21 protein-coding genes and 1 tRNA gene are annotated in these 25,844 nt (G+C 59.5%); 10 read left to right on the top strand and 12 right to left on the bottom strand.

Features of this window, described 5'->3' with window-relative positions; all coding sequences use genetic code 11:
* Window positions 1-35: 35 nt before the first annotated feature.
* Window positions 36-2,039 (bottom strand): peptide MFS transporter, encoded by a 2,004-nt coding sequence (locus AC2A1F_RS09585; RefSeq protein ID WP_484208534.1) that lies wholly within the window; start codon window positions 2,037-2,039, stop codon window positions 36-38.
* Between the two features lie 233 nt (window positions 2,040-2,272).
* Between AC2A1F_RS09585 and AC2A1F_RS09580 the strand changes: the two genes are divergently transcribed.
* From AC2A1F_RS09580 to AC2A1F_RS09570, 3 genes are all read left to right on the top strand, one after another.
* Window positions 2,273-2,611, top strand: a complete 339-nt coding sequence (locus tag AC2A1F_RS09580) for a GntR family transcriptional regulator (protein WP_484208533.1) — start codon at window positions 2,273-2,275, stop codon at window positions 2,609-2,611.
* A 159-nt stretch (window positions 2,612-2,770) separates the two neighbouring features.
* Entirely contained in the window at window positions 2,771-3,052 is a 282-nt protein-coding gene (locus tag AC2A1F_RS09575) for an integration host factor subunit beta (protein ID WP_484208532.1), read from the top strand.
* Window positions 3,053-3,150: 98 nt separating this feature from the next.
* Window positions 3,151-3,235 (top strand) — tRNA-Leu (locus tag AC2A1F_RS09570).
* 26 nt (window positions 3,236-3,261) lie between these two features.
* Here the strand turns inward: AC2A1F_RS09570 and AC2A1F_RS09565 are convergent.
* From AC2A1F_RS09565 to AC2A1F_RS09540, 6 genes are read right to left on the bottom strand one after another with little or no spacing between them, the layout of a single operon-like run.
* Complete coding sequence (locus tag AC2A1F_RS09565; protein WP_484208531.1) at window positions 3,262-3,429, bottom strand: hypothetical protein; 168 nt, start codon at window positions 3,427-3,429, stop codon at window positions 3,262-3,264.
* Window positions 3,380-4,333, bottom strand: coding sequence for a kinase (locus AC2A1F_RS09560; protein ID WP_484208530.1), 954 nt, complete (start codon window positions 4,331-4,333; stop codon window positions 3,380-3,382). The genes AC2A1F_RS09565 and AC2A1F_RS09560 overlap by 50 nt, the downstream gene beginning before the upstream one ends.
* Window positions 4,330-5,310 carry a 2-hydroxyacid dehydrogenase gene (locus AC2A1F_RS09555; RefSeq protein ID WP_484208529.1) on the bottom strand — a complete coding sequence of 327 codons (981 nt, stop codon included), beginning with the start codon at window positions 5,308-5,310 and terminating at the stop codon, window positions 4,330-4,332. Before AC2A1F_RS09555 ends, AC2A1F_RS09560 begins: the two co-directional genes overlap by 4 nt.
* A gap of 3 nt (window positions 5,311-5,313) precedes the next feature.
* On the bottom strand, window positions 5,314-6,228 hold the full coding sequence (locus AC2A1F_RS09550; protein WP_484208528.1) for a TauD/TfdA dioxygenase family protein: 915 nt from the start codon (window positions 6,226-6,228) through the stop codon (window positions 5,314-5,316).
* 30 nt (window positions 6,229-6,258) lie between these two features.
* On the bottom strand, window positions 6,259-7,680 hold the full coding sequence (locus AC2A1F_RS09545) for an MFS transporter (protein WP_484208527.1): 1,422 nt from the start codon (window positions 7,678-7,680) through the stop codon (window positions 6,259-6,261).
* Between the two features lie 20 nt (window positions 7,681-7,700).
* Complete coding sequence (locus tag AC2A1F_RS09540) at window positions 7,701-10,637, bottom strand: TonB-dependent receptor domain-containing protein (RefSeq protein WP_484208526.1); 2,937 nt, start codon at window positions 10,635-10,637, stop codon at window positions 7,701-7,703.
* Between the two features lie 194 nt (window positions 10,638-10,831).
* Between AC2A1F_RS09540 and AC2A1F_RS09535 the strand changes: the two genes are divergently transcribed.
* Window positions 10,832-11,362 (top strand): MarR family winged helix-turn-helix transcriptional regulator, encoded by a 531-nt coding sequence (locus tag AC2A1F_RS09535; RefSeq protein WP_484208525.1) that lies wholly within the window; start codon window positions 10,832-10,834, stop codon window positions 11,360-11,362.
* A 169-nt stretch (window positions 11,363-11,531) separates the two neighbouring features.
* Here the strand turns inward: AC2A1F_RS09535 and AC2A1F_RS09530 are convergent, their stop codons facing one another.
* The 4 genes from AC2A1F_RS09530 to AC2A1F_RS09515 all read right to left on the bottom strand — a co-directional run bounded on the left by AC2A1F_RS09530 (window position 11,532) and on the right by AC2A1F_RS09515 (window position 13,816).
* The gene (locus AC2A1F_RS09530) at window positions 11,532-11,834 is read right to left on the bottom strand and encodes an Lrp/AsnC ligand binding domain-containing protein (RefSeq protein WP_484208524.1); all 303 of its coding nucleotides are present in this window, start codon (window positions 11,832-11,834) and stop codon (window positions 11,532-11,534) included.
* Complete coding sequence (rnk, locus tag AC2A1F_RS09525) at window positions 11,824-12,246, bottom strand: nucleoside diphosphate kinase regulator (RefSeq protein WP_484208523.1); 423 nt, start codon at window positions 12,244-12,246, stop codon at window positions 11,824-11,826. The genes AC2A1F_RS09530 and rnk overlap by 11 nt, the downstream gene beginning before the upstream one ends.
* Window positions 12,247-12,537: 291 nt before the next feature.
* On the bottom strand, window positions 12,538-13,425 hold the full coding sequence (locus AC2A1F_RS09520) for an SMP-30/gluconolactonase/LRE family protein (protein ID WP_484208522.1): 888 nt from the start codon (window positions 13,423-13,425) through the stop codon (window positions 12,538-12,540).
* Between the two features lie 187 nt (window positions 13,426-13,612).
* Entirely contained in the window at window positions 13,613-13,816 is a 204-nt protein-coding gene (locus AC2A1F_RS09515) for a hypothetical protein (protein WP_484208521.1), read from the bottom strand.
* Between the two features lie 300 nt (window positions 13,817-14,116).
* Here AC2A1F_RS09515 and AC2A1F_RS09510 point away from each other — a divergent pair, with 300 nt between their 5' ends.
* From AC2A1F_RS09510 to AC2A1F_RS09485, 6 genes are all read left to right on the top strand, one after another.
* On the top strand, window positions 14,117-16,507 hold the full coding sequence (locus tag AC2A1F_RS09510; protein ID WP_484208520.1) for a TonB-dependent receptor plug domain-containing protein: 2,391 nt from the start codon (window positions 14,117-14,119) through the stop codon (window positions 16,505-16,507).
* A gap of 95 nt (window positions 16,508-16,602) precedes the next feature.
* Window positions 16,603-17,607, top strand: coding sequence for a phytase (locus tag AC2A1F_RS09505; protein WP_484208519.1), 1,005 nt, complete (start codon window positions 16,603-16,605; stop codon window positions 17,605-17,607).
* 147 nt (window positions 17,608-17,754) lie between these two features.
* A complete protein-coding gene (locus AC2A1F_RS09500; protein ID WP_484208518.1) occupies window positions 17,755-18,423 on the top strand; it encodes a PilZ domain-containing protein in 669 nt (222 codons plus the stop codon).
* A 142-nt stretch (window positions 18,424-18,565) separates the two neighbouring features.
* Window positions 18,566-20,167, top strand: a complete 1,602-nt coding sequence (locus AC2A1F_RS09495) for an NAD(P)/FAD-dependent oxidoreductase (protein ID WP_484208517.1) — start codon at window positions 18,566-18,568, stop codon at window positions 20,165-20,167.
* Between the two features lie 26 nt (window positions 20,168-20,193).
* The gene (locus AC2A1F_RS09490) at window positions 20,194-20,607 is read left to right on the top strand and encodes a GtrA family protein (protein WP_484208516.1); all 414 of its coding nucleotides are present in this window, start codon (window positions 20,194-20,196) and stop codon (window positions 20,605-20,607) included.
* Between the two features lie 59 nt (window positions 20,608-20,666).
* Window positions 20,667-22,355: a hypothetical protein gene (locus AC2A1F_RS09485; protein ID WP_484208515.1), complete on the top strand. Its 1,689-nt coding sequence runs from the start codon at window positions 20,667-20,669 to the stop codon at window positions 22,353-22,355.
* 250 nt (window positions 22,356-22,605) lie between these two features.
* Here AC2A1F_RS09485 and AC2A1F_RS09480 read toward each other — a convergent pair whose 3' ends face one another.
* Window positions 22,606-25,476 (bottom strand): TonB-dependent receptor plug domain-containing protein, encoded by a 2,871-nt coding sequence (locus AC2A1F_RS09480; protein WP_484208514.1) that lies wholly within the window; start codon window positions 25,474-25,476, stop codon window positions 22,606-22,608.
* Window positions 25,477-25,844 lie beyond the last annotated feature (368 nt).

Here is a 25,844-nt window from a genome sequence, read left to right as displayed (position 1 = left end):
AAGTCTCCGAGTAGGCACGACGGGTCTTTTTCCGGTCAGGTTACGCCATGCATGAGCTTCTTCAGCGGGATCGCGACAAGCAGGAGTATGGCGCCAATGCCGACTGAGACCCAACCAATCGTGGTGAATACGCCGACATAAGTATCAAGGCTGACCTTCAGGTTGGTGACCTGCCCGCCCACCGTTTCGACACTGGCGATCTGTGCGACCATGCCGGCCACATATTGCGCCACGGCAATCGACAGGAACCATACGCCCATCATCATGCCGACAATTCGCGCCATCGAGAGTTTGGTGATCATCGACAGGCCGACCGGCGAAATGCACAGTTCGGCCATCGAGTGGATCAAATAGAGCCCAGCCAACCAGACCAGCCCGACCTTGAACTGCGCATCGGCAAATTGCGCGCCCCAGACCAGCAAGAGGAAGCCCCCGCCCACACCCATCAGTGCGATGGCGAACTTGACCGGGATCGAAGGTTCCACACCGCGTCGCGCCATGGCGTTCCACATCACGCTGAACAGCGGGGCCAGCGTGACGATGAACAGCGCGTTGAAGATCTGCGTCTGCCCGGCGGGCATGACGTAAACGGGATCGTTGCCGAAACCCAACGCACGGGCATAGGCCATGCCGCCAAAGCCAGCGAGCATGACCGCACCGAACGCCAATGACATCTTGCGCTTTGTTTCGGGCTGCTCACCGTTGCCGAAAAACCAGGACAGCGCCCAGCCTAGACCGCCCAGCAGAAGGGCAAAGAAGATGTAATAGCTGGCAGGTGTTTCCCGGAACATGGCGAACAGCGGACGTGTCCAGCCCACTTCGAGCACAGTGTTGCGTTCAGCAAAGAGCGTGAGCGAAGAGCCGGCCTGCTCGAACAGGGTCCAGAACACCGTGTTGAAGACGATCAACACCATCGCGGCCAGCATCATCTGGAATTCCTGCTTGCTGCCCGCCGACAAGGCCCAGATCAGGATGGCAGGTACGGCAATCAGGAAGGTGCCGAACATCATCTTGCCCATGATCGGCAGGCCGAAGAAATAGCCGACCAGACCTTCACCCGCTTGTGGCGGGACATAGGCCATCAGGTTGGTGAACAGGAAGAAGAACAACGGCACGCAAACCAGCGCCGCGCCATAGATCAGCCAGTCCTTGCGCGGATCGGCCCCGGCAGGGCGTTCGCCATAGCCATCAAGGCGGCCGCCATCGAACTGGAACAGCACCCACGAAAAGGTCATGCCCAGCGCGGCAAGACCAAAACCTGCCCACCAACCAACCGCTTCGGCCAGGATCGGGCAGAAGAACTGCGAGATCAGCGAACCCAGATTGATGCCCATGTAGAAGATGGTGAAACCGGAATCGCGCCGCCGGTCTCCATCTGCGTAGAGCGTGCCGACAATTGTGGAAATATTGGGTTTGAAGAAGCCGTTGCCGACCGTGACGAGCGAAAGGCCAATAAGCAGGATGCCGATGTGGAACGGCGAGCGTTCGCCATCGGACTGAAAGCCGCCGGGGGCAACGCGCTTTGCCTCGGTACCGTCAGCCGTTTTTAACGAGACCGATTTGTCATCGTTGCCAACGATTTCAAGCCGCTGGCCTGCCATTTCGAGCGAGCGGATTTCGGATCCGGCGGACTCGGTGACCGTCACGTCATAACGCTGGCCTTCGATCACGGCATAAGGCTTGGCCGCCTCACCGCCGAAACAGAGCATGAAATAGCCGATGGCCATCATGATCGCGCCGAATTTTACCGAGCGCTTTGAGCCGAGGTAGCGGTCGGCCAGCAGCCCGCCGATCAGCGGGGTGAGATAGACAAGTGCAGTGAAGCCGCCATAGATGCCGGTGCTGGTGCTGTCATTGAACAGGAAATGCTTGGCGAGATAGAGCGTCAGGATCGCCCGCATGCCGTAGTACCCGAAACGCTCCCACATTTCGGTGGTGAACAGGCGTTTGAGTTGGCCCGGGTGGCCAAACCATTCGCCAGCAGCGGAAGCGGGGCCAGAAGCGGGGCCAGAGGTGGTATTCACGGTTTCCTGAGCCATGCGGGCGCGCGTTCTCGCTGTTGTTGCATCAGTATGGGTTGTGCTGCGCCCAACGTGCGCAGCAAAGCGAGGGGCACTAGTGCCACGAACGTGAAAGGCAAGAAACTATTTTCATTCGCAACCAGTATGCCGATCATGCCCGATGGTGCAGGCCAGCAGGATATCACCGCCAGTTCGCGTGGCAGGATCTGTCAGGCGTTGTGAGTCTCGCTGTATTATGGCAGTGCATCACCATGAGCGCCAACCGCCCAGTCTATTTGCGTCTGCGTGACGAAATATGCGCAGCGATCCTTGATGGGGTCTATCCTGAAGGCGCGATGCTGCCGTCAGTACGGGCCTATGCTGCAAGTCAGGGGGCCAATCCTTTGACTGTGGCGAAGGCCTATCAGCAGTTTCAGGAAGAAGCGCTGGTGATCGTGCAGCGTGGCATCGGCATGTTCGTGGCACCCGGGGCACAGGCCGCATTGCGTGCGCGCGAACGTGATGCATTTTTGCGCGAAGAATGGCCAGACATCGCTTTGCGGATGCGACGCCTTGGTCTGACGCTGGCTGATCTGCCTGAAAAGGCCTGATCTGGTCCATTTTTGGCCACGACCGACACTATCAACCGATTGTAATGAATCTTGCAGCGTGGCAGGAACAAACAACGCGCCCGTGACGGGGGTCTTGGGCGCGGGGATCGAAAGCAATTTGGGGGGCATTCCACAGGAATGCCAGGCGGAGGGATAAGCATGATACGATCAGAGCTGCTCCAGGCACTCGCAAAAGAGAGCCCAGGGATGCGCAGCGAGGAAATCGAGCGCGTAGTTGACGTGTTTTTCGATGAAATCGGAAAGCGGCTGGCCGAAGGAGGCCGGGTTGAACTGCGCGGCTTTGGCGCGTTTTCAACGCGCGAACGCGATCCGCGCAAGGGCCGCAATCCGCGCACCGGGGAAACCGTGGAAGTACCCGGAAAGCGCGTGCCCTATTTCAAGGCAGGCAAGGAAATGCGCCTGCGCCTGAACGCGGACTGATCTTTAATTCGCGTAAAAAAAGCGGAAGGGCGTGGTGACGGAAGTTGCCGCGCCCTTTGCGCTGTGGCAGGCGCATCAGGGCATGCCCAATCAAGCAGGCGGACGTGGCGGAATGGTAGACGCCGGGGACTTAAAATCCCCTGATCCTTGATCGTGCGGGTTCGAGTCCCGCCGTCCGCACCACGGGTTTTCCGCCATTTTCTGGCCGTTCACACGGCAATAGCAGGTTGCTCCATATCCTCTGCCTTCAAGGCTTCGGCCAAATTGGGCGGCATGGGTTGTTCACGCTGTCCAGCCTTTGCTCTGGGAACGTGAATGCGCCGGTTCTCAGTGTCGATCTTTTCCGATCTGATCCGCAGAATCTCCGCGTGACGCATCCCTGTGCCAAGGGCGACAGCTACGAATATGTGATGCGTCGTTGCGGCTGATGACCTGCTGCCAATCGTCCAGTTCGAAACACACATCTGCCGCAGCACCCATGTTTGCGATCATGTGCTTTGTCAGACGTTCGTAATGGCTGATGAACAGGGCAATTTGCCTGTCGTCCATTGCTGCCGGGGCATCCGGCGTGGCGGCGCGCAGCTTATGTTCCTGTTTCAGGCGATTGCGCAGAACGGCTGCAAATGACGGTGCCTTCAGCATCACCAGACGGTCGATACGGGAGAACCAATCGGCATAAGGGCCGGATAGCTGTGCGTTCACATAGTGTCGCCAGCTGCCCGCCGGATCGCGGTCCGCCTCCAGCGCATTGACGGGCACGGCAAGCGCCGATGGTGGCTGAGGCGTTGCGCCGACGCACCAGCCTTCGAACAGGATCACATCGACCTTGCCGTGAATGTGCCGCGCCTGATGCGGTGGAAGCCTGTCGTCAAGCGCTTTGCTGAATTGCGGGAACTGCGCCGAGCGACCGGCCAGCAGGTTTTCCAGCAGCGATTGCCCCAGTGCTGCATCGTGCGTGCCAGGGACGCCACGCGTGGCCAGCAGGGGGTGGACAGTGCGGGCCAATTCATCGCGCTCTGCCCGCGTCAAGTAGAGATCGTCCAGCGCAACGGTGACGGCGCTGAGCCCCAGTTCGGGCAACAAGGCGCTTTCGAGAAACCGGCAGAGCGTTGATTTTCCGCTGCCTTGCGCACCGTTGATGCCGATGACCAAGGGACGGCCAGCCATGTCCCGCCACTGCGCAATCTGGACCGCCAGCGGACGCCACCATCGGGTTATCAATTCGTCATAAGCTGCGGGCAACCGTTCTGCTTCGATGATTGCCCGGATTTCGGGTGTCATGTCAGGCAGTTGCGCGGTTTGCGGCCTTCGCGCCAATCATCAAGATTGGCAAGGGCACATAGCCCCATGGCCTCGCGGGTTTCGATTGTAGCACTGCCGAGGTGGGGCAGGAGAACGGTGTTGGGCGCGTGGAGCAGGTCGGGATTGACCGCCGGTTCGCCCACGAACACATCGAGGCCAGCCCCCGCGATTGCGCCATCGGTGAGCGCCTTGACCAGCGCGGCCTCATCAACAACGTCGCCACGCGCGGTGTTGATCAGGATGGCGTGGCGCGGCATCCGGGCAAGGACGGCGGCGTTGATCATGTTGTGCGTTGCAGGGCCGCCAGGAACATGGAGCGACAGAAAATCGCAATGACCCGCCAGTTCATCCAGCGTCGGGAAATAGCGCGCGCCAAGCCGGTCTACCGCGTCTTGGGGGCCGGGTTTGCGTGAAAAATACGCGATATCCATGCCGAACCCGAACCGTGCGCGCTCTGCCGTGGCTTGCGCGATCCGGCCGAAGCCGACCAGGCCAAGCGTTTTGCCGCGCAGACTGGTGCCCAGCAAGTGCGTTGGCCGCCAGCCCTGCCATGCGCTGGCGCGCAATTCGCGCTCGCCTTCACCAGCGCGGCGCGAGGCCATGAGCATGAGCGTGATGGCAAGGTCTGCCGTCGCATCAGTCAGCACGCCGGGCGTGTTGCTGACCAGCACGCCGGCCTTTTCGGCGGCGGCCAGATCGATGTGTTCGAACCCTGCACCAAAGTTTGCAATGATCTGCGCCCGCCTGCCATCAACGCCCAGAATATCCGCACCGATCCGGTCGGTGATGGTGGAGCAGATGGCGTCATAGTCCCGCATCGCTGCCGCGAGCTGATCAGGCCCGAGGGGCAAGTCGGATTCATTGAAGGTCGCGTCGTAGCGTTCTGCGATCAAGGCTTCGATGCGTTCAGGCCATTTGCGCGTCACAAGCACGCGAACCCGGTCAGGCGCGGTCATCCTTCAGCTCTCCGGCACGGACGCTGCGAAGTATTCAGTGAAGGGATCGTCGGCCACAGCAGGCGCAGCGCCTTCGCGCACGGTTGTGCGGCGCATGTCGCGCCTTTCGTTGAAGATGTCGAAGTCGCCTCCACGGTGCATTGTGGCAAGATTATCCCAGATCACCAGATCGCCCGGCTGGTAGCTGACATCGAACACATACTGCGGCTGCGTGGCAAATTCGATCAGGTACTTGATAAAGGCCTGACCTTCGGCGCGCGGCATTCCGACGACATCGATGGCGTGGCTGCCGATGTAGATCGCGGTGCGACCGGTGGCTTCCTGCCGGATCGTCATGGGTTGACGCGCTTTGGGGCGGCCATCGATTTCCTCGATGGTGATCGGGAAACCAGCAAGCAGACGCGAATACCACAGCGAATGTTCGGCTTCTCCGGTATCGATGATTTTTCGGATGTCTTCAGGCAAGTCTTCGTAGGCCGAGCGCATATCGGCGAAATGGGTCAGCCCGCCAACCTTTGGCACTTCATAGGCCAGCAGCAGCGAATAGGATGATCGCATTGCCATGAACGATGAATCTGTGTGCCACAGCCGATCACCCTTCTTGTGAAGCACCATGTTCTCGTCGACCAGGATTTCGCCCTCCGGCGTGAGATTGCTGGCATCAAAGATTTCGGCATCGTCTGGATGGCGGCGCGGGCGGTTCTTCACGGCGGGCGCAGTTTCGAGATGGCCGAGATTGCGGCTGAATTCGATGTGCGATTTGTTGTTAAAGCCGGTGCCGCGCAGCACGCAGACGCCCCACTGGTTCATCGCATCGATCAGCGCATCGCGATCTTCGGCCGTGATCGGTTTGCTGAAATCAATGCCAGAGACTTCCGCGCCAAAGCGCGGTGTGATGGGGGTTACGGTCAGGGCCATGGGCAATTACCTTTTCAGGGTTTGGTCGTCTTAGGGTTTGGTCGTCAGCGGCCCAGCCATCGAGACGGCAGGATCGGCGGAATGTGATGGAATGGGAGTTGCCACCCGGCGCGCGTGGATGCGTCCGAGCAGGAAAAGCGAGATTGCAGATAACAGCGGCGTCACGGCCAGCAGCACGAACAGGTGACGCGGCGGAAGGTTGGTTGACAGCAAGTAGCCGCCGAGCAGCGGCGCGAAGATCGATCCGATCTTGGCCACCGAAGTTGCCCACCCGGCACCGTTGCCCCGGATGGCGCTGGGGTAGAATATCCCGGCAATGCTGTGCATCCCGAAGTGGGTGCCGCTGATCATCGCCATGCTGCACAAGGAGAAGATCGCAAGGCCCTGCAGTGACACATCGGCAAGGCCCATCAGCAGCAGCAACGGAACCGCCAGCGCCGGATAGAACGTGATAGCGATTGGCCCGAGCCGGTCGGTAAACCGCATCAGTGCAAGGCCTGCAAACAATCCCAGAACCGAACTGACGGACATGATCCAGGCGGCGTCGGTCCGCGAGAAGCCGACATCTTCGAAGATGATCGGACCCCAGTTGGACTTGAAATAGACCGCCATCGAACTGCCGATATAGGCCAGCCACAAGAAGCTGGTGATCGGCCGCAGATCGCCTTTGAAAAGCGTTGCGATGCGGAACTTCTGCGCCGGAGCGTCTGACCCTTCGTCGGTCACAACGAACCGGTCTTGCGCCTGCGCGCCCAAGCCGGGTTCCAGCGCATTGAGCGCCCTTGCGACCTTTTCGGGCGAGCGGCCAGTTACCGCGAGATAGCGGGCGGATTCAGGCAGAATCGCAAAGAGGATCGGCACGAGCGCAAGGGTGGCTGCCCCGGCAACGATGAACACCGATTGCCAGCCGAAATGCGGTGCGAGCCAGACTGTAAGCGGCCCGGCAACCACGCCGCCCAGAGTATAGCCCATCATGATGACGGTCACGACCGAAGCACGATAACGGGCGGGTACGAATTCGATGTTCAACGCCCAGATCAGCGGCATCAGTCCGCCCAGCGCCACCCCATTGACGAAGCGCAGGACCAGCAACTGGTCCATGTTTCCGGCAGCGGCAATCGCCATCCCCGTAAGCCCGAAAGCCGCGACCGAGGCGATGATGGTGGGCCGCCTGCCGAACCGATCACCCAGCCAGCCAAACCCAATCCCGCCAAGCATCGCGCCAAACACGCCTACGGAGAACAGTTGCCCGAGGGAGATCGCATCCGCTCCGAACCCGTCACGCAAATAGGGCGCGACAAACGAGATCACCAGCATGTCGAGACCGTCCAGAAACGTGACGGTCCACGAAATCACCACCAACCGGATGACGAATGCATTGATCTTCTGTCGCTCGATGACTTCGGTCACCGCGATGGTGGTGGGCGGTCTGGGGTCGGCTGCGGTCATCATGCTGGTTTCCCGATCAGGCCCTAACCACCGAAGTGGAAACGGGCTCCGATCTTGAACGCGCGGCCGACCGGATCGAACAGGATCTGGTTGGTGCCACCCGATGGGCCAGGGATAGCTGGCGGCTGGCGGTCGAGCAGGTTGTTGACTGTGGCGAACAACTGGAAGGTGCGGCCGGTGCCGGTGGCGACATTTATCTGGGCAGTCATATCCAGGTAAAAGCGACTGGGAACGCGGTTGTTGTCAACGCTGTTGGACAGGTTGACGGAATAGCCATCCTGATCGGGACCGATAAAATTGGTCCAATAGATGCCTGACGGTATATAGCGCCCACGCCCGGTGAGCTGAAAATCGCCCTTCGTCCAGGTTACGATTCCATCGATCATGTAATCTGGCACACCTGCGATAGTGCCGGTGCGCTGACCTGTCTGGCCGGCGCGGTCAACCGCACCCAGGGCGTCGACTGTTGTCAGCTTTTCGGTGATGTTGGCAATGATCTGGGTATTGAGGCTGCCAAGACCACCAAGCGGCTGGCGATACTGCAATTCGATATCGTAGCCGCTTGTTTCCAGCGCATTCGAATTGAGGATGACATCCCTGACTTCAAGGATCTCGTTCGAAGCATCGCGGGTAATCTGGCTGCAGAAAGCTGTTGCACCTTGTGCGCAGCGATTGACCAGCGTTTGCGCACCAAGTGCGCCGATCGCGTCGGCCACTTCAATTCTATAATAGTCGAACGAAAGGCGGAAACGTCCAAAAAAGCCACCGCGCGGTGCGATTACGACGCCCAGTGTAAGACTGTCTGCCTTTTCCACGCGAAGATTGCTGTTGGATCCGGTAATGACATTGGGGTTAGTTTGCAGACCGCCGTTGAGCGGATCGGACAGGCCGATCGATCGGCGCACTTGCGGACCAAACAGTTCGAAGATGTTCGGTGCCCGGATATCGCGCGAGCGGGTGCCGCGAAAACGGATACCTTCGACGGGTTCGTAGACCGCGCCGGCCTTCCACGTCGTTACTGCCCCTGATGTGCTGTAATCGGTGCGGCGGATGGCACCATTAAGGTCAAGAGCATAGCCGACTGCGGAATCGCGCAGCACCGGCACAGCGATTTCACCATAGGCTTCCTTCACCGTCACGCCGCCCGCCAGGGCCGAACCGTTAAGCGAGTAAAAGCCGTTGGCCGCCGAGACGGCATCTGTAGTGCCCGCAACCGTATCACGCCGATATTCGGCACCAATCGCAATCGAAACAGCCCCTGCGGGAAGTTGGAAAAGATCTCCACGCAGATCGACGCTGGCGACATGCTGCTCGTTCACAGTGCGCTGCAGACCATCGCCGGTGATGTAGCCCAGCGCATCAGCGCTGTAATTGCCTTCGCCAAAAGGATTATAAGGGCGGCAAGCCGCATCGTCATTTGCACTGCTGGCATCAGCGTTGACACGGCAGACGATCTGATCACCGACTTGCACGGCATCGGTTGCCTTTAGCAGATTGATTTGATTGACGAGGTTTCTGCCGCGTTGAGTGAAGTTGGTCCGACCATATTGATAGGCTGCTTCCACTGTCCAGCTAGAACCCAGGTCTGCCTTGACGCCAAGGACGCCGCGATAGGTCTCGGTGGTTGAAGTGGCTTGCCCCGGTCCGATATCGAACGCGGCTTTGCCAAGGATGAACGAGGCTACACCGTTGGCATCCATGGCAGCGGCCACGCCAGCAGGAATAAACGGATTGTCGCGCTTGATCCGGCCAAGCAACGTGCCATTGAAATCACGGAACAGGGCGCCGTCAACTGTTCCGGTTACCTTGCCATAAGACAGGTCGGCATTCAGCGTTACATCGTCGGTCAGGTCGGCGGTCACTGCGCCGTAGGTCGAAATACGCTCAAGCGGAACCTTCAGCCTCAGGCCGGAAATGAAGCCGTTGCGGCCTTGTCCTTCGCCACCAAGCATGAACAGCGGACCGACCAGCGTTCCATACTGGAATGGTGCCGGTGTGCCGTCGGCCAGAAACTTCGTTCCGCGCAACGGATCGGTGGCAGTGCTGCCGATGACTTGGCCTGCCGCATTGTACGACCGGTTGATCAACCCGCTCGGTGCCATCGTTGATGTATTCACCCCGGCGATAATCAGATTGGCAGGGCGCCCGCCCGCGCCTGGAGGCGTGTTGCCAAGGATCAGGGTCTGGCTGTTGCAGAAGGCGCGTGTGGTGCAGTTGCCCAGACCTTCGAGCTTTTCGTATTCGATCGCGCCAATTACGTGGATGCGATCGCCAAGGCTTGTGCCGCCTGAAAGGCTGGCAAAGAAGTTGCCATCATCGCCCCGCTGCGAAACGCCTGCTGCGACCTGACCGTCCAACCCGACCTTTTTGCGATCCAGCACGAAGTTGACCACGCCCGCGACTGCATCCGAACCATAAGCGGCTGATGCACCGCCGGTCACGACGTCGATCGTACGGACGAGCGAGGAAGGGATCAGGTTGGTATCGACCGAACCTTGCACGGTGCTGGGCACGAAGCGACGGCCATCGACAAGGACCAGCGTACGCTGCGGATCAAGACCGCGCAGATCGAGAAGGCGTGCACCGATGTTGCCACCAAGGTTGGCTTGCGCGGCTGGACCGGTCGAGGCACGAAAACTGGGGAGTTGGGTGAGCGCTTCACCGACGTTGGTGATACCAAGGGCATTGAGCCGCTCGGCTCCGACCGAGGTTACAGGCGTAGGTGCCCGGAAGCTCGATCCAAGACGTGTTCCGGTGACGACGATACCGTTTGCAGGACTGGCTTCGGGTGCAGACGGTTGTTCTGAGACAGGCGGCACCGCCTCGGCTTCATCGTTCGTGACTTGCTCCTGCGAGACTTGCTCCTGCGCAGACGCAACGCTGGGCAAAACCGATACGGCAGCGCTGATGATGGCCAGAAAACTTGCGCCATTCAGCGCCACTTGCGTGCTCAATCGCATTCCTAAACTCCCACTCGCGGCCCATCTAATGTGGACCTCGGTACGTAGTTTTTATGTATCATGATACTTATGTCGTCAACCTTCGATGTGAGACAATTTTCGGCACTTGGAAATTCCTGTTTGGTGCAGTCTGAAACTGCCCGCTAAGAGCAAACGCTGCGGCCTTTCAGGGGGCGCGGGATGGGGAGTTAAAGGTGGATCAGGAACAATCGGCTGACCCGTTCGACAGCACCACGCCGCAGTATCGTGCCTTATTTCCTGAAGACTCCCGCGATGAGGCAGAGTTTCGCCTCACGCGCATCCTGTCACTTTCCGCGCGCCGGTGGGGCACCCATGTGGAAAGCCAGATGCTGGCCGCGACCAGTCAATCGCGGTCACGCTGGCAAACACTGTTTGTGCTAAGTGTCGCGACACCGCCTGTCACCACATCGCTGCTTTCAGCCCGACTGGCAATTCAATGGCCACCGCTGATACGCACTTTGCATTCGCTGGAAGCAGATGGTCTGATTCGGCGGATCGCCAATCCGCACGATAAGCGCTCACGCTACATCGAGCTTACACCTGCCGGGCAGGCCGTCGTGGATGAAGTCCAGCCGGTCCTTTCAAGTATCCGGTCAGCCGTTTTTGCCTCCCTTAGCGAGGAGGAAATCCGCACCGCGACAAAGGTGCTCGAAAAGATTGTCGTCGGCGTCGCCCATGCACAGCTGGATCAGCGATCAGAATAGGTTGGAAAACCTGTAATCGTGATCTGCGGTGGACTGATCCGCGGCAGATTCGGCTCCAAGCCTTCTCGGGCCGATATCGCCATCGTCTATCGCGCCGCCGCGACGTTTAACGTCCCACGCGGTGCAGCCTCAGGGCCAGCCTGCATCCAGCGCACAAGGCAGCGCTGTATCAGGGAGAGACCTGCGGATGCGCAGGCAGGAGCCGAGCCAACACTACAGAAGCGGTAATCCGTCGTACCTCCGGCAGTATTTCAATCAGTCGATCGCGCAGACCTTCATACTGGCTGAGCTGACTGATGGAAACGCGCAGCCAATATCCGCTGTCGCCCGAGAGCCTCATGCCCTCAATGATTTCTGGAAAGTCGCAGATTACTTTGGCAAGATCGACTTTTCCAGGGGCCCTTCGCTTATCGATTTGCAGATGCAGCATAAGCTGCAACTGGTCCGGCTGATCGGTGAGATCATCGTTCATCGGACTTGCCCGGATTTGTGACCCGTTGAATGGAGAGTCTTCGGTATCGCCCTTGTAAATCTGGCCAGGAGATTGACTGCCCCTCGCTAAGTCCGATCAACCCTGCGCCAATCGGGGACATGACTGAAACACGGTCCAGGGCGATGTCCGCCTGACTCGGGTAGACGATTTCAACGGTTCGAACTGCGCCACTGCCCTCATCGTGAAAGCGGACGATCGAGCCAATGGTGGTGACGTTTGAAGGCAGATCACTTTTTGCCACGATCTTTGCGCGATCCACCTCGTCTGCCAGCATACGGCAAAGGTCGGGACAACGGTCACTCAGCGCTATGGCAAGTTCAAGTAAGGTATCGGCTTCTTTGTCAGCCAAAATGATGGCGGGCCGCAGTGACGCGGGTGCATCAGCAATCATGTTAATTCTTTCCGGTGAGCGGACGAATCAGGAGTGCTTGTTCAGCACTTGCTATTCCATCTTGCCCCGAGCCCGGCGCGCGCAGCGCCAGTACCCGGGGCTAATTGCCCACGAGAAGCTGACCTCCAAGACCAGCGTAGCGGAAAGTGCGCGTATGCGACTGCATATAAAGAGTTTTGCCTGACGACGGCAAAAAGGTCAAATGCAACTGTCGATGAGGCGACGCGTCCTGCTTTCAAGGCGATTGGCGAACTGCACACCAATGCATCGCACAAACTTGAGGGTGGCTTTTTAGGGATTGCCTGCACCAGGAACGCTGACTTTTAATGTGTCAACGCGGCCCGCCAGCAGCGAGGTGGTCAATTCGGGATCATGATCTGGCGCGCAGCAAATGTGTAATTCGCGCCGATCGCGACCGCCGAGCACACACGCATAGGGATTGGCGCCGATTGTGACGACCCGGTCAGCAATCTCTCCGCCTTCCCTGACACGGATCACGCATCTGTCGAGCGCGATTGCTGCCCAGACGCAGCCTTCGGCGTCCATGCAAATTCCATCGGGTGAGCGCCCGGCCAGATCCGCAAATACCCGGCGGTTGGAAAGACTGCCATCTGGCGCGATATCAAACGCCGTAAGGCGAAATCCAAAAGTCTCTGCAACAATCAGAGTTCGTCCATCGGGACTGATAACCATGCCGTTAGGGCAAAGCAGATCATCAGCCACGATTCGAGCCACACCGCCAACTTCTATAGCCACCAAGTTAGTGGGCTGGGGCAAATCACCCTTGAAATAGTCGAATCCTACATTTCCAACATAGGCTCGCCCATTATGACTGACGATCATATCATTACTTTGGCCCAGATGAAGGTGGCCCAATTCAGCATGGACCGCCAGCCCGACTTCTGATCGCCATCTGTAAACGCAGCGCTCATTCATCGATACGACCAAAAGGTCCCCATCGGGTAGCCAACCCATGCCAGAAGGCCCGCCGGGGGCCGCAATGTTCAGCACGCTAGTGCCGTCAGCCCCCAGAGCGTGGACTAAGCCCGTGTGCTGGTCGGCAAGCCACAACTGCCCCCGATGCCATCGGGGACTTTCTGGATATGCAAACCCTGTCGCGATGGTGATGGGCGTCGCGGATCGTACGCTTTCGTCTCGGGTGACATTTCGGCCAGTCATAGCGGCACCTTTCCGTATTCAATCTCGGCTTTTTAAAAAGTTGGCAAGTAATACAAGCACATACTGCGGCCCATGGGGCCTAGTGGTTTATGGCATGCTTTTTTAGCGCCCCGAGTTCGCGGTGCCTTGCATAGGGCGACGTATCATATGACGGGCGCGATCCGATAGCGCAGCTGCGACTGCCTCTTTATCCCAGGATAACCTTGCCGATCAGGAGCGAGTGCTTCGTCGCGTGGCGAACGGCAGAGATGGCCCGCCCCTTGCCGACCCATTTCGCTGTATAAGAGCGTGATTCGAACGCTTCCGGGTCGGCCTGACGGGTCTTTTTCGCGCTGATTTCGTCGCGATCTTGCCACGATTCAACCACATCGTGGCTGCGATCACGCCTCATCAGCACAAAAAATCCCAAGCCAGTCTTCAACCGGCGACTTTCGGATCAGGCTCTAAGACATGGCTCGCAGGCGTTCGCAACGAAGGCGGCGCCGGTCTGCGAAACACCAGCCCGAATGGAGCTTGGTGCGGTCTTCATGATGAAAAACAATGCTGCCGTGCCGTGCGCGCCATGCCTGTTGCAGTTCTGTGATAGCGCCGCACATGTTGTCACCAAACAGTCTCCGTACCGTCGCAAAACGGTCAGCAACGATCCCTAGATGGCGACGCAAAGCAAAGCGTTTCCATGAGGGATATCATAATGACCAAGCTTTCAACGCGCACACAGCGCGCAATCTTGCTGTGCGGCGCTGCTCTGTGCCTTGCCACGCCCGCCTTTGCGGCCGATGAACAACCCGTTCCTGCATCAGCCGACGACATGGCCGATGAGCAGACCCGCACGGCTCGCGAAATCGTGGTTCAGGGCTCGATCGGTTTTCGCAACCACAGCGATGAAGCCGAACCCAAGCTGGTTTATGATGAAGAATACTTCCGGCGCTTTGAACCGCTTACCGCAGGTGATGCGCTAAAGCGGGTGCCTTCGGTTACGTTCCTGTCGGACGTGCTGGAATCGGATGGTGCCCGTCTGCGCGGGCTTGATCCGGGCTATACCCAGATCCTTATCAATGGTGACCGCATTCCCGGATCGAACGTTGACCGTTCATTTTTCCTTGATCGCATCCCGGCCGAACTGGTGAAGCAGGTCGAGATCGTCCGCTCGAACTCGGCACGGCGCACCGGCGATGCCGTGGCGGGCACGCTCAACATCGTGCTGCGCGATGCGTTGACCATGGATGGCGGGTACTTGCGTGGCGGTGCGCTGATCTTTGACAACGGCGAGATCAAGCCTTCAGGCGGCCTGTATTATGGTGGCAAGTTTGGCCCCGGGCGTTTGCTGGCGGGGATCAACGTGCAGGGGCGGTACAACCCCAAGAAGAAGAGCAGCCTGCGTTATGGCGATTCGCCGGAAAACAATCCGAACTTTGCGACACAGGACTTCGACAACCGCGAAGATCAGACCGATGTGCGCGATGGCACCGACTATGCCGGTAACCTGAGCTGGGCCTATGATGATGGCGAGAACAAGTTCGAGATCGCCGGCAACTATGTGCGCACGGATCGCGATCAGATTGAACGGTCTTTCGAGTACAACAACGAGACGGCCATTTCGGGACCGATCAACATCAATGCCAGTGGCAACCTGCTGACCGACAACTACAATCCTCTGTTTATCAAACAGGAAAGCTGGGCCGCGACGGCAAAGTATGTGAAGGAGTGGGACTTCGGCAAGACTTCGGTGCGGATCGGCTTTGCCCGGTTCGACAACGAGGAAGACGAATTTGAACACGAAATCGACTTCAATCGCAACACGCCGCGCTACACCGGTGATCAGCTGCAAACGCGGATCCGGGACGATGAAATGTCTGCGCAGCTTGAGCAGACCTTCAAGTTTTCCGAAGGGATGGCCATTGCAGTGGGCGGTTTCCTGCAGAACAAGGACCGCGATACCAACATTTCGGAAGCACCGCGCAACCGCTTCAACATCTCGCGCACGACGCTGGCCCGGTACAGCCAGTTCAGCAATGCGCCGCAAGAGTATGCGATTGCATTTGGCGCCGTCGCCCCCATCAATGGCGGCCTGAATACGATCGAGGAAGATCGGCGCGATGTTTATGCGCTCGTCGAAGGTTCGAACGGACCGATCAAGTTTGAAGCAGGCTTGCGCTGGGAAAACACCACGGTCCGCATCAATGACCAGACGGTGGCAGCCGCTTTGGCGCAGACTAATACGAAGTTTAACTTCCTGCTGCCGTCGGCCTCGGTCAAAGTCCAGCTGGGCGATGGCCGCCTGACCGCTTCGGCTGCGCGCACCGTGCGCCGCCCGCGCTTTGACTATATCTCGCCTGCGCTGCTGGAAGCTGAAGTGGGTGACAACGACCTTCAGGGCAACCCCAATCTGAGGCCGGAAACGGCGTGGGGTGGTGACCTTGGCTATGAACACAAGCTGGGACGCACTGGCGTGGTTGGCGTCAACGTGTTCTATCGCAAGATCCAGAACCTGGTCGAGCTGACCAACACCGGCCTTGAAGGTTCGGAGAGCAATCCGCCGGAAACGCTGGCCTTCATCTACCAGCCGCGCAATGTGGGCGATGGTAATGTGTGGGGTGTCGAATTTGATCTTTCGGCAGATCTTAACGTGATCGGCCTGCCCAACACCGGCGTGTTCGGAAACCTTTCGCTGATCGACAGTTCGGTGCGCGATGAGTTCGGCAGCCGCCGCTTCAACGGCCAGTCGAAGTTTGTCTACAACTTCGGCGTGATCCAGAACCTGCCTGAAGCGGGTGCGTCGTTCGGTGCGACCTACCGCAAGCAGGGTTCGGCCTTTGACCGTACCGTGGGTGAAGAAGTGACGACGACTTACGGTGCGGATCTTGAGATTTTTGTCGAAAAACGTTTTGGCAAGAGCTTCACAATTCGCGCTGTCGGTTCGAACCTGCTCAATTCCAGCAAGGACGAAGTGTTCAACAAGTTCGCAGCCGGTGATGACCGGTCCACTTCCGGCAACCAGATCGCTCGCAATTTTGACGAATATGAACTGGAGTCCGAAGAAGCCGGTCCCGTGTTCCAGATCGTTGCACGGTATGCGTTCTGATGGGGCGGACTTCTGCTGTTATGTCAGGGCCGGGGGCATTGCTCCCGGCTTTGGCCGTTTCGCTTTGCGCTAGCCTGTTAGGTGGTTGTGCGGGGATGCAGGCTGCGCCTCGTCCGTTCTATCCTGCGACCGATGTTCAGGCCACGGGCGAGACTGCGCCGGTGGGCACGGGCAACAAGGCCGATGCTGCCGATGACCCGGCGATCTGGCGCAATGCGGCAAATCCGGCTGCCAGCCTGATACTGGGGACGGACAAGAAGGCCGGGCTCTATGCCTATGGGCTGGACGGCAAAGTGCGCGATTTTGTGGCGGCGGGGCTGCTCAACAATGTGGACCTGCGCGAGGTTGCGCCGGGGCGGATCGTTGTTGGCGCAAGCGACCGGACCAATGGTGCGGTGCCCAAGATTGCGTTGTTCGCGCTGGATGGGGCCACGGCCAAGCTGACTGCGCTGGGCGCGCAACCCTTTATGCCAGCAGGGCGCGCACCGGTGGAGGCTTATGGCTTTTGCATGGGCGCGGCCTTGTCAGCAGGTGAACTGGCGCGTGCCTATGTGGTGCTGAAAGACGGTGAAGTGGCCGAAAGCCGCCTGATCGAAGCGGGCGGGGCGATCCGGGCGGAATATCTGCGCTCGGTCAAGTTTGCGACGCAATCGGAAGGCTGCGTGGTCGATGATCGCACGGGCACGCTGTTCGTGGCCGAAGAAGACGTGGGCATCTGGAAGGTCGATTTGAAGGCAGCAACGCTGACCGCACAGGCTTTTGCCATGGTTGGCCCGGAAAAGGGGCTGGTCGATGATGTTGAGGGGCTGGCGCTGGCTCCGCAGGGGGCAGATGGCGGCTATCTTGTGGCTTCGAGCCAAGGCGACAATGCCTATGTCCTGTTCGATCTGGCCACGGCCCGGCCGCAGGGTCGATTCAGGATCGCTGCTGGCAAATTTGGCGCAACCAGCGACACTGACGGAATCGAACTGGCACTTGGTGATTTCGGACCGGCATTCCCCAGTGGCCTGTTTGTGGCGCAGGACGGAGACAATGCTCCCGCTGCGCAGAACTTCAAGTTGCTGGGATGGGACCAAGTTATCCAAGCAATTCAGAGATAAACAGCCTTAAAATTGCATGGAATGTGCGCTGAGTAACTTCACGGTAGGACTTTGTGCGGTAATCTGACTGTATCCGGGGATTGCGCGATTCCCGGATGTGGGGACCCATGCGCAAGGGGACAGGGCTTGGCCCAGCCGGATGATGACATGCCTGACGCCCTGAGAAACGGGGAAAGCGCCAACCACAACGTGGAGCGGGAAGCAGATCAGCGCGCTGCACCCCGGTTCATGCTGATGATCCGGGCAGCCAAACTGATCGTTGATGATTCACGTGAATTTCTTTGCGTGATCCGTGATGCTTCGACATCGGGCCTGAAAATTCGCCTGTTCAACCCGTTGCCGTCGCATCGCAGCCTTGCTGTGGAACTGAGCAATGGCGATCGCTACTCGCTGGAGCATGTGTGGACCGACGGTGAATTTGGCGGTTTCCGCTTTGGCAACGAGGTGGATATTGAACGCCTGCTTGATGAATCGCATGGCGCATTCCCCAAGCGCCAGGTGCGGTTGCGCATCCATCTCGACGCAATTCTGCACTCTGGCGGGGAGGCTGTGCGCATTGCCTTTCAGGACATGTCGCAGCAGGGCGCGTGCGTGGAATGCGACAAGTGGCTGATGATGAACGAACTGGTGCGACTGGAAACCGATGTTTTGCCGCCGATTTATGCCAAAGTGCGCTGGCGCAGCCACCCGCGGTATGGCCTGCTGTTTGAACAGACGTTCAAGCTGGATGAACTGGCACGTATAGCCGGGCCGCTGCAAACAGGTGATCCTGCGCCCGGCCTTGGAAACCAGACGGACCGCTTTCGCCGTCCTTGATCGCGGAACATGGCCTGATCGCTAGAAAATGAGACCTATGCAGAGCGTGCATTTTCGCGAAACCCGCGTGTATCGTTAACCATCCTTTATCCATTTTCCTTCACTTCTGAGCGTGCGGAATACGCTTCAGACGGGGGTTTTGATGGTTAACGGCGGGATTCGGGCAGGCAGTGAAGCTGCCAAGACGCAAAGCCGCAAGGTGGATGTTGCAATCATTGGCGCGGGCCCTGCGGGCCTGACAGCCGGGTATTTGCTGACCAAGCGCGGTTTCACAGTGGCGATTATCGAGCGCGACGCGACCTATGTCGGCGGGATCAGCCGCACGGTGGAGCACGAAGGCTATCGCTTCGACATCGGCGGGCACCGCTTCTTTTCCAAATCGCAGCAAGTGGTCGATCTGTGGAACGAGATCCTGCCCGACGATTTCATCCAGCGCCCGCGCATGAGCCGCATCTATTATGAGGGCAAGTTCTACTCCTATCCGCTGCGCGCGTTCGAAGCGTTGTGGAATCTGGGAATCGTGCGTTCCACCTTGTGCATGGCAAGCTTTGCCAAGGCCAAGGCGTTTCCGAACCGCAATGTGAAGAGCTTTGAAGACTGGACCGTCAACCAGTTTGGCAGCAAGCTCTATTCGATCTTCTTCAAGACCTATACCGAGAAGGTGTGGGGCATGCCGTGCGATGAAATGAGCGCCGACTGGGCTGCGCAGCGGATCAAGGGCCTGTCGCTGTGGGGCGCTGTCACCGATGGGTTGAAGCGTAGTCTTGGGCTGAACAAGCGCCCGAACGACGGGATGCAGACGAAAACGCTGCTCGAAACGTTCCGCTATCCGCGCCTTGGGCCGGGCATGATGTGGGATGCCGCGCGCGACAAGATCGTGGCCACCGGCAAGGGTGAAGTGCTGATGGCGCATGCCTTGCGGCAGCTTGCCGCCGATGGGCAGGGCGGCTGGCGCATGGCTGCCACGGGGCCTGAGGGCGATGTCGTGATCGAAGCGGCCCATGCGATCAGCTCTGCGCCGATGCGCGAACTGGCCGCGCGCCTGCATCCGTTGCCGCAAACGACGCTGGAAGCGAGCCGCTTGCGCTATCGCGATTTCCTGACCGTGGCGTTGAAGATCCGGTCGGAGGAGCTGTTCCCCGACAACTGGATCTACATCCACGACAGCAAGGTGAAAGTCGGCCGCATCCAGAACTTCCGTTCATGGTCACCCGAAATGGTGCCCGACGAAAGCGTGGCTTGCGTTGGCCTCGAATACTTCTGCTTCGAAGGCGACGATCTGTGGGATTCATCGGACGATGACCTGATCGCGCTGGCGACGAAGGAAATGGCGATCCTTGGCCTGGTCAGCCCTGACAAGGTGATCGGCGGCGTGGTGGTGCGTCAGGAAAAGGCTTATCCTGTCTATGACGACGAATATGCCGCCAATGTGGCCGCGATGCGCACCGAACTGGAAGCTGCGCATCCGACACTGCACTTGGTGGGGCGCAACGGCATGCACCGCTACAACAACCAGGACCACGCGATGATGACCGCGATGCTGACGGTGGAAAACATCGCGGCGGGCGCACGCATCTATGACACCTGGTGCGTCAATGAAGACGCTGAATATCACGAGGCAGGCAATGAGGGCGCTGAGCAGGCGATCCCGGCCCGCGTTGCTGTGACCGAAGATCAGGCTGCTGCACTGGCTTCGGTGCGCGCTGTTCCCGAAAGGATCGCGGGCGACCGCAAGGCTGCCTGACAGCTGCGACAAACCGGCGAATTTTCATGACGGAACTGGTCCTGCCGATGATCGAACGCCTGCGTCGCGCCATGATCCTGCGCTACCTCTTTGCCAGCATCGGGGCACTGGCGGTAGATATGGGAGCGTTTCTGGCGCTGCTGACGCTGGGCGTGGTGCCGGTGATGGCCTCGACACTTGGCTATGTGCTTGGGATCGTTGTGCACTGGTTCCTGTCCAGTCGTGCTGTTTTCACTGACAGCGTTTCTGACGAGCGCGGTGCGCGCAACCGGCAAAAGGCACTGTTCGTAGGATCGGCGCTGGTCGGGTTGGCGTTGACGGCCCTGATCGTCGGCACGGGATCGGCACTGGGGCTGGATTCGCGCGTGGCCAAGATCGTGGCGGTGGGGGCGAGTTTCATGGCCACCTGGCTGCTGCGCAAGCAGGTGGTGTTCCGGTGAGGCCGGCTGCATTGCCATGGCGCGCTGTCCTCTTGCTGTGGGCAGTTGCGTCTTTGGGAATGATGGCGCTGCTGTGGGGCAAGCTGGCCGTTACAGATTTTGTCGATGCCGATGATGCACTGCGGCTGCAGCAGGTGCGTGATTGGCTGGCGGGGCAGAGCTGGTTCGACGTTACGCAATTCCGCGCGGCTCCGCCTGCCGGTGTGCCGATGCACTGGACGCGGCTGGTTGATGTGCCGATTGCGGCGCTGATCGTGGTGTTGAGGCCGCTGCTGGGGGCGGCAGGGGCCGAAGTTGCCGCCTGCATTGCCGTGCCTTTGTTGACGCTGCTGGCCGCGATGCTGATCGTGGCGCGGCTGGCCACGCGGTATTTCGGGCGGGATGCAGGCGTGTTGGCGGCGGTGCTGGCGGTGTTGGCGGCACCTGCTTCGATGCGGATGATGCCGCTGCGCATCGATCACCATGGCTGGCAATATGTGATGGCGCTGGTGGCGCTCTATGGCATGGCCAAATCGCAGCCGGACCGGGGTGGAGCCATGGCGGGAGCTGCATTGGCCCTGTCGCTGGCGATTTCGCTGGAAGCGCTGCCATTGGCCGTGGTCTTTGCGCTGGTCTGCGCGCTGCGGCTGCAGCGCGGTGATGGGCGCTGGCTGGCGGCCTATATGGCCTCGTTGGCTTTATCAGCCACGACCCTGTTTTTTGCCACGCGCGGCCTTACCGATCTGGTGGACCACTGTGATGCGCTTTCGCCAGTGCATTTGCTGGTCCTGATATGGGCAGCAGTGGGCTGTGCGTTGATCCTGCCAAGGCTGCGCCATCAACCGGCGGGCGTGAGTTTTGCTGTATTGGGCGCATTTGGCGCAGGCGCTGCTGCGATCATGTTGCTGCGCGCGCCGCAATGCCTTGGCAGCGATGCCTTTGCCGCGCTCGATCCGCTGGTGCGGCTGGTTTGGCTCGATGCGATGAAGGAAGGCCTGCCGGTGTGGCGGCAGAATCTTGGCGTGGCAGGGGCGGTGGTGATCGTGCCGCTGCTGGGCCTGGTGGCGTGCCTTCGGCTGTGGCGGCGAGAGGCAGACCCGGCGCTGCGGGCGTGGTGGATGGATCTTGCGCTGCTGATCGGCGGGGCCACGGTGATCGGCATGCTGGTAATCCGCGCATCGGCGGTGGCCTGCCTGTTTGCGGCGGTGCCGGCGGCCTGGCAACTGCGCGAACAGATTGCGCGGTGGTCTGGTGAGCGGCTGATGCTGCTGCGGATGGCGCGAGTGCCTGTGATTGTCGGCCTGCTGGTGCCTTGGGCCGTGATGGCCGCCATTGCAGGCTGGGTGGCGCCAGCGCCCGTGGCATCGGGGGAGGCCCGGCAGGCTTGCGACTTTGGTGCGCTAACGCCCGGGATTGCAGCTATTCCGGCCACGACAGTGCTGGCCGGAGTTGATCTTGGCCCGTCAATTCTGGTGACGAGCGACCACAAGGTTGTGGCGACTGGCCATCACCGTGCCAACGTGGCCATACGCGATCTGATCTTTGCATTTCTGGGGCCGGATTACGGCGTTCGGCCGCTCATGGCGCGATACGGAGCGACGTTGGTGATGATCTGCCCATCAGGGCGCGAAGCCGACCGCTACCGCCAGCTTGCCCCCGATGGGTTCATGGCGCATCTGGTGGCCGGACGCGCGCCGGGCTGGCTGGAACAAGTGCCGGTTGCGCCTGAGAGCGGCATCAAGGTGTGGCGGATCAAGCAGGCGGATTGAACGCGCCAGCGTTCCCGTAACAGCCAATGCGAGAGCTTTGGAAACGGTAGCAATTGCCACGGGAAGTTACGCCATTTGTTGCCAGCATGAATGGTGCTTGGCGGATCAAACCGTAGGGTTGGTTCCATGCAAAAAGGGCGGCCGATGAAGGCCGCCCTTAAGGCTTTTGGATATCTTGCCTGCCGCGTTCTCCGAAAGAAGTGGGGTTTCCACTCCTCTTCGGAGAACGGGCGTGCAGGGCGTTTCTTCCTTAGAAGCGGAAGTCCACGCCAGCGTAAAGCATTCTGCCGAACACATCGTAGGTGTTTGCCACCGTACGCGTGCCGGGGAAGCTCACCGGGTTGGTATCACCATAGAGCGGCGGCTGACGATCGAAGATGTTGTCAACGCCGAGGAAGAAATCAAACTTCCGATCTTCGCCAACACCGATCCGCAGCTGCGCATCATGATACCACACCGAACCCGTTGCAATCGCGTTGGCGCTGGTGATGTCATCCACGACCGAGCTCATGTAGTTCACGCGCCAGTTGAGCGACACGTTTTCCCAGTTGAGGGTTGTCGATACGTTCACGCGGTCGCGGAAACCGGTTCCGAGACGGCCGCAGCTGTAGCAGTCAAGCTGACGGAGTTCGCCCTGCGTAGGGCCACCCGGGAACGACGTCTGGCTCTGTTCCAGCAGATGGGTCCAGCGCACGGTCATGTCGACCGATGCATCGCTGCCCAGTGCGCGACGATAGTTCGCCTGGGTATCGATGCCTTCGACCTTGTACGAACCCGTGTTCAGGTTGAGTGCGTTGATCGTCTCCACCCGGCCCGCGTTGTCACGCACGATGTTGTCGCAGAACAGCGCCGTGCCGACACCGGTAAGGCATTCGTCAAGCGAGGTCTGCTGGCCGATGATCCCGATCGCGCCTTCAACGGTGATGCGGTAGTAATCAACCGACAGGTTGAAGCCGGGCACGAACGAGGGCGTGAACACAGCGCCGAGCGTCAGGGTGCGGGCAACTTCTTCCCGAAGGTTGGGGTTACCGCCAACAAACCCATTGATGGTCTGGATCTGAGCCGTGGTGTAGGTGAAGCCTCCTGCCGTGTTGGCGGCAGCAGCAATCGCCGCGTTCGCAAGGCAAGCTGCCGGCAGCTGGGCAGCCGTCAGCTTGATTGCGCCGGTGTCACCACCACCTTCCTTCTGGTCGCACGGGTCGATCACAGCAGGAAAGGTTTCGCTCTGAGCCGAGAACAGCTCGGAGATGTTCGGTGCGCGCGTTGCTTCTGAATAGATGCCACGGAAACGAAGATCGCGAACCGGAGCCCATTCGCCACCGGCCTTCCAGCTCCACACGCCGCCGACTGTCGAATAGTCAGCATAGCGGGCTGCGCCTTCGAAGCCGAGGTAGTGGAAGAACGGACGGTCTTCGAGCACCGGAATCTTGAGCTCGCCGTAGACTTCCTTCACGTTGAACGAACCGCGCGTATCGCTCAACTGGTTGCCCAGCGTAAGCCCGAGGTTGGTTGCGGTGTCGAAGTCTTCCGAGCTCTGTTCCTTGCGGTATTCAGCACCGACTGCGAATGCGACCGGGCTGGCGCCGAACAGGCTGAACAGCGAACCGGTGAGGTTTGCAGCGGCAACATCCTGCTTGACGCGCGCGGTGTAGGTCGACTTCTGACCATTGTTGGTGATGTAAGCCGCAGCTGCGGGCGATACGGTGTTGAAACCGAAGATGTTGATCGGAACGCAGGCCGCATCGTTGTTGGTCGTGTCGGCATCAGCGTTGATGGCGCAGACCGGACCGTTGGGGCCAGCAACAGCATTCAGCGCGTTGGCATAGAGCGGAGCAAGGACGACACCCGAGCTGGTAAAATCCTTGGTTTCACCGTGCGAGTAGCTCACGTCCCAGTTCAGCGTTTCACCGATGCTACCGCGGAAGCCACCCATGACGCGCCACGTGTCACGATCGTTCACGTTGGAGCGGCTGAAGATGTCGTTCGAACGGCGACGGAAGGGCAGGAAGTCTACACCTTCAGCGATCATTGCATCGCGGACAGCCGTGGGGATGAACGGGTTGGCAATCGGAATACCGTCAAAATCCGAACCATCAGCATAGGCCAGATCGGTGTAGGCCACGGCCGACGGTTCAAGGCTCGAATTTGACTTGCTCTTCGCATAGCTGCCTTCGAAGAACGCGGTTACCGAGTCTGACAGTTCGAAGCTGCCCAGGACCGTGCCGAGGTAACGCTCGACCGGGACGGCGAGGTAACGGTCACCGGCGCGGTTGTACCCGTCGACGTTGGCGCTGGTGTAGTTCTTCAGGTTGTTGTTCGCATCATAGGTGAAGGTGCCTGGACCCGCTGCGAAGTTGCCATTGGGGCTGAAGAGGCCCTGTGCCGCGAACGAGCTGCGGCTCGGCTCGTCGCGTTCCGAAAACGACCGGTTGCGCGAACGCAGACCATCATCCTTGTCGTACTGGCCGTTGATCACGATGTGACCGGCGCCGCCCGCAAAGGACTTGCCAGCAGTCAGCGAGACCAGACGACGGCCAGCGTCACCCTTGTCGGAGATATTGCCCTGAGCGCGAACGCGCAGGCCTTCGAACTTGTCGTCCAACACGAAGTTGACCACACCGGCGATAGCTTCCGAACCGTAAACTGCCGAAGCACCACCGGTAACGACTTCAACGCGCTTGATCAGATCAGTGGCGATGGTGTTGAGGTCGACAATCGAGGTGCCGGGCAGGCCGGGAACGAAGCGACGGCCATTGACCAGCACGAGCGTACGGGCCGAGCCGAGGTTGCGCAGGTTGACAGTTGCCTGACCGTTGCCGGTTGTGGAGAAGTTGGTGGAGGTACGGCTGATGTTCTGACCTACGGCCGGAAGTTCAGCCAGAACGTCCTGAATGTTGTTCGCACCGGTCTGGGCGATCAGTTCCTGGCCGATGACGGCCACTGGAACCGAAGATTCCAGATTGGCGCTGGCAATACGTGAACCGGTAACAACGATGCTATCGGCGGGCGCTTCGTTTTCAGCCTGCGCTTCTTGAGCGAACGAAGGCGTTGCAAGCAATGCAATACCCAGCGCAAGCGGGGCTATCCCTGCACGCAGGGCGTGGCCGTTGATTTTCTTCATGAGTTCAGTCCCTCTTATACTGCTTGCCTGCGCCCCCTGAAATGGCTGGCTGCAAGCACTTTCTCATCACGCATTGCCCGCTGCCGTCAGGTTTTCCCGACCGGCCGTCTGGTTACAAACGAGAGAAGATTGCTCTATGTGGCGGAAACATGCCTTTCGTTCAAAACAGGAATGTAAGTTGCTGATTAAATCCCCGAAGCATGTAACAATTTTGACACACCTCCTAAAGGGCAGGCGACGGGGAGCAGGGATTCCACTGGCTTAAGAGTGGTGCAGGAAAATTACACCATCTGTGTGGCGAATTTTCGATAATTTCAATTGCTACCGGTTTTCGGGCAACAAGCAGCATGATGGTGCAGCGGATGCGC

Source organism: Novosphingobium sp. HNCC26BN242 (genome assembly GCF_057180525.1).
Note: the sequence above shows the minus strand (reverse complement) of the source record. Positions and strands in the feature narration are given on the sequence as shown.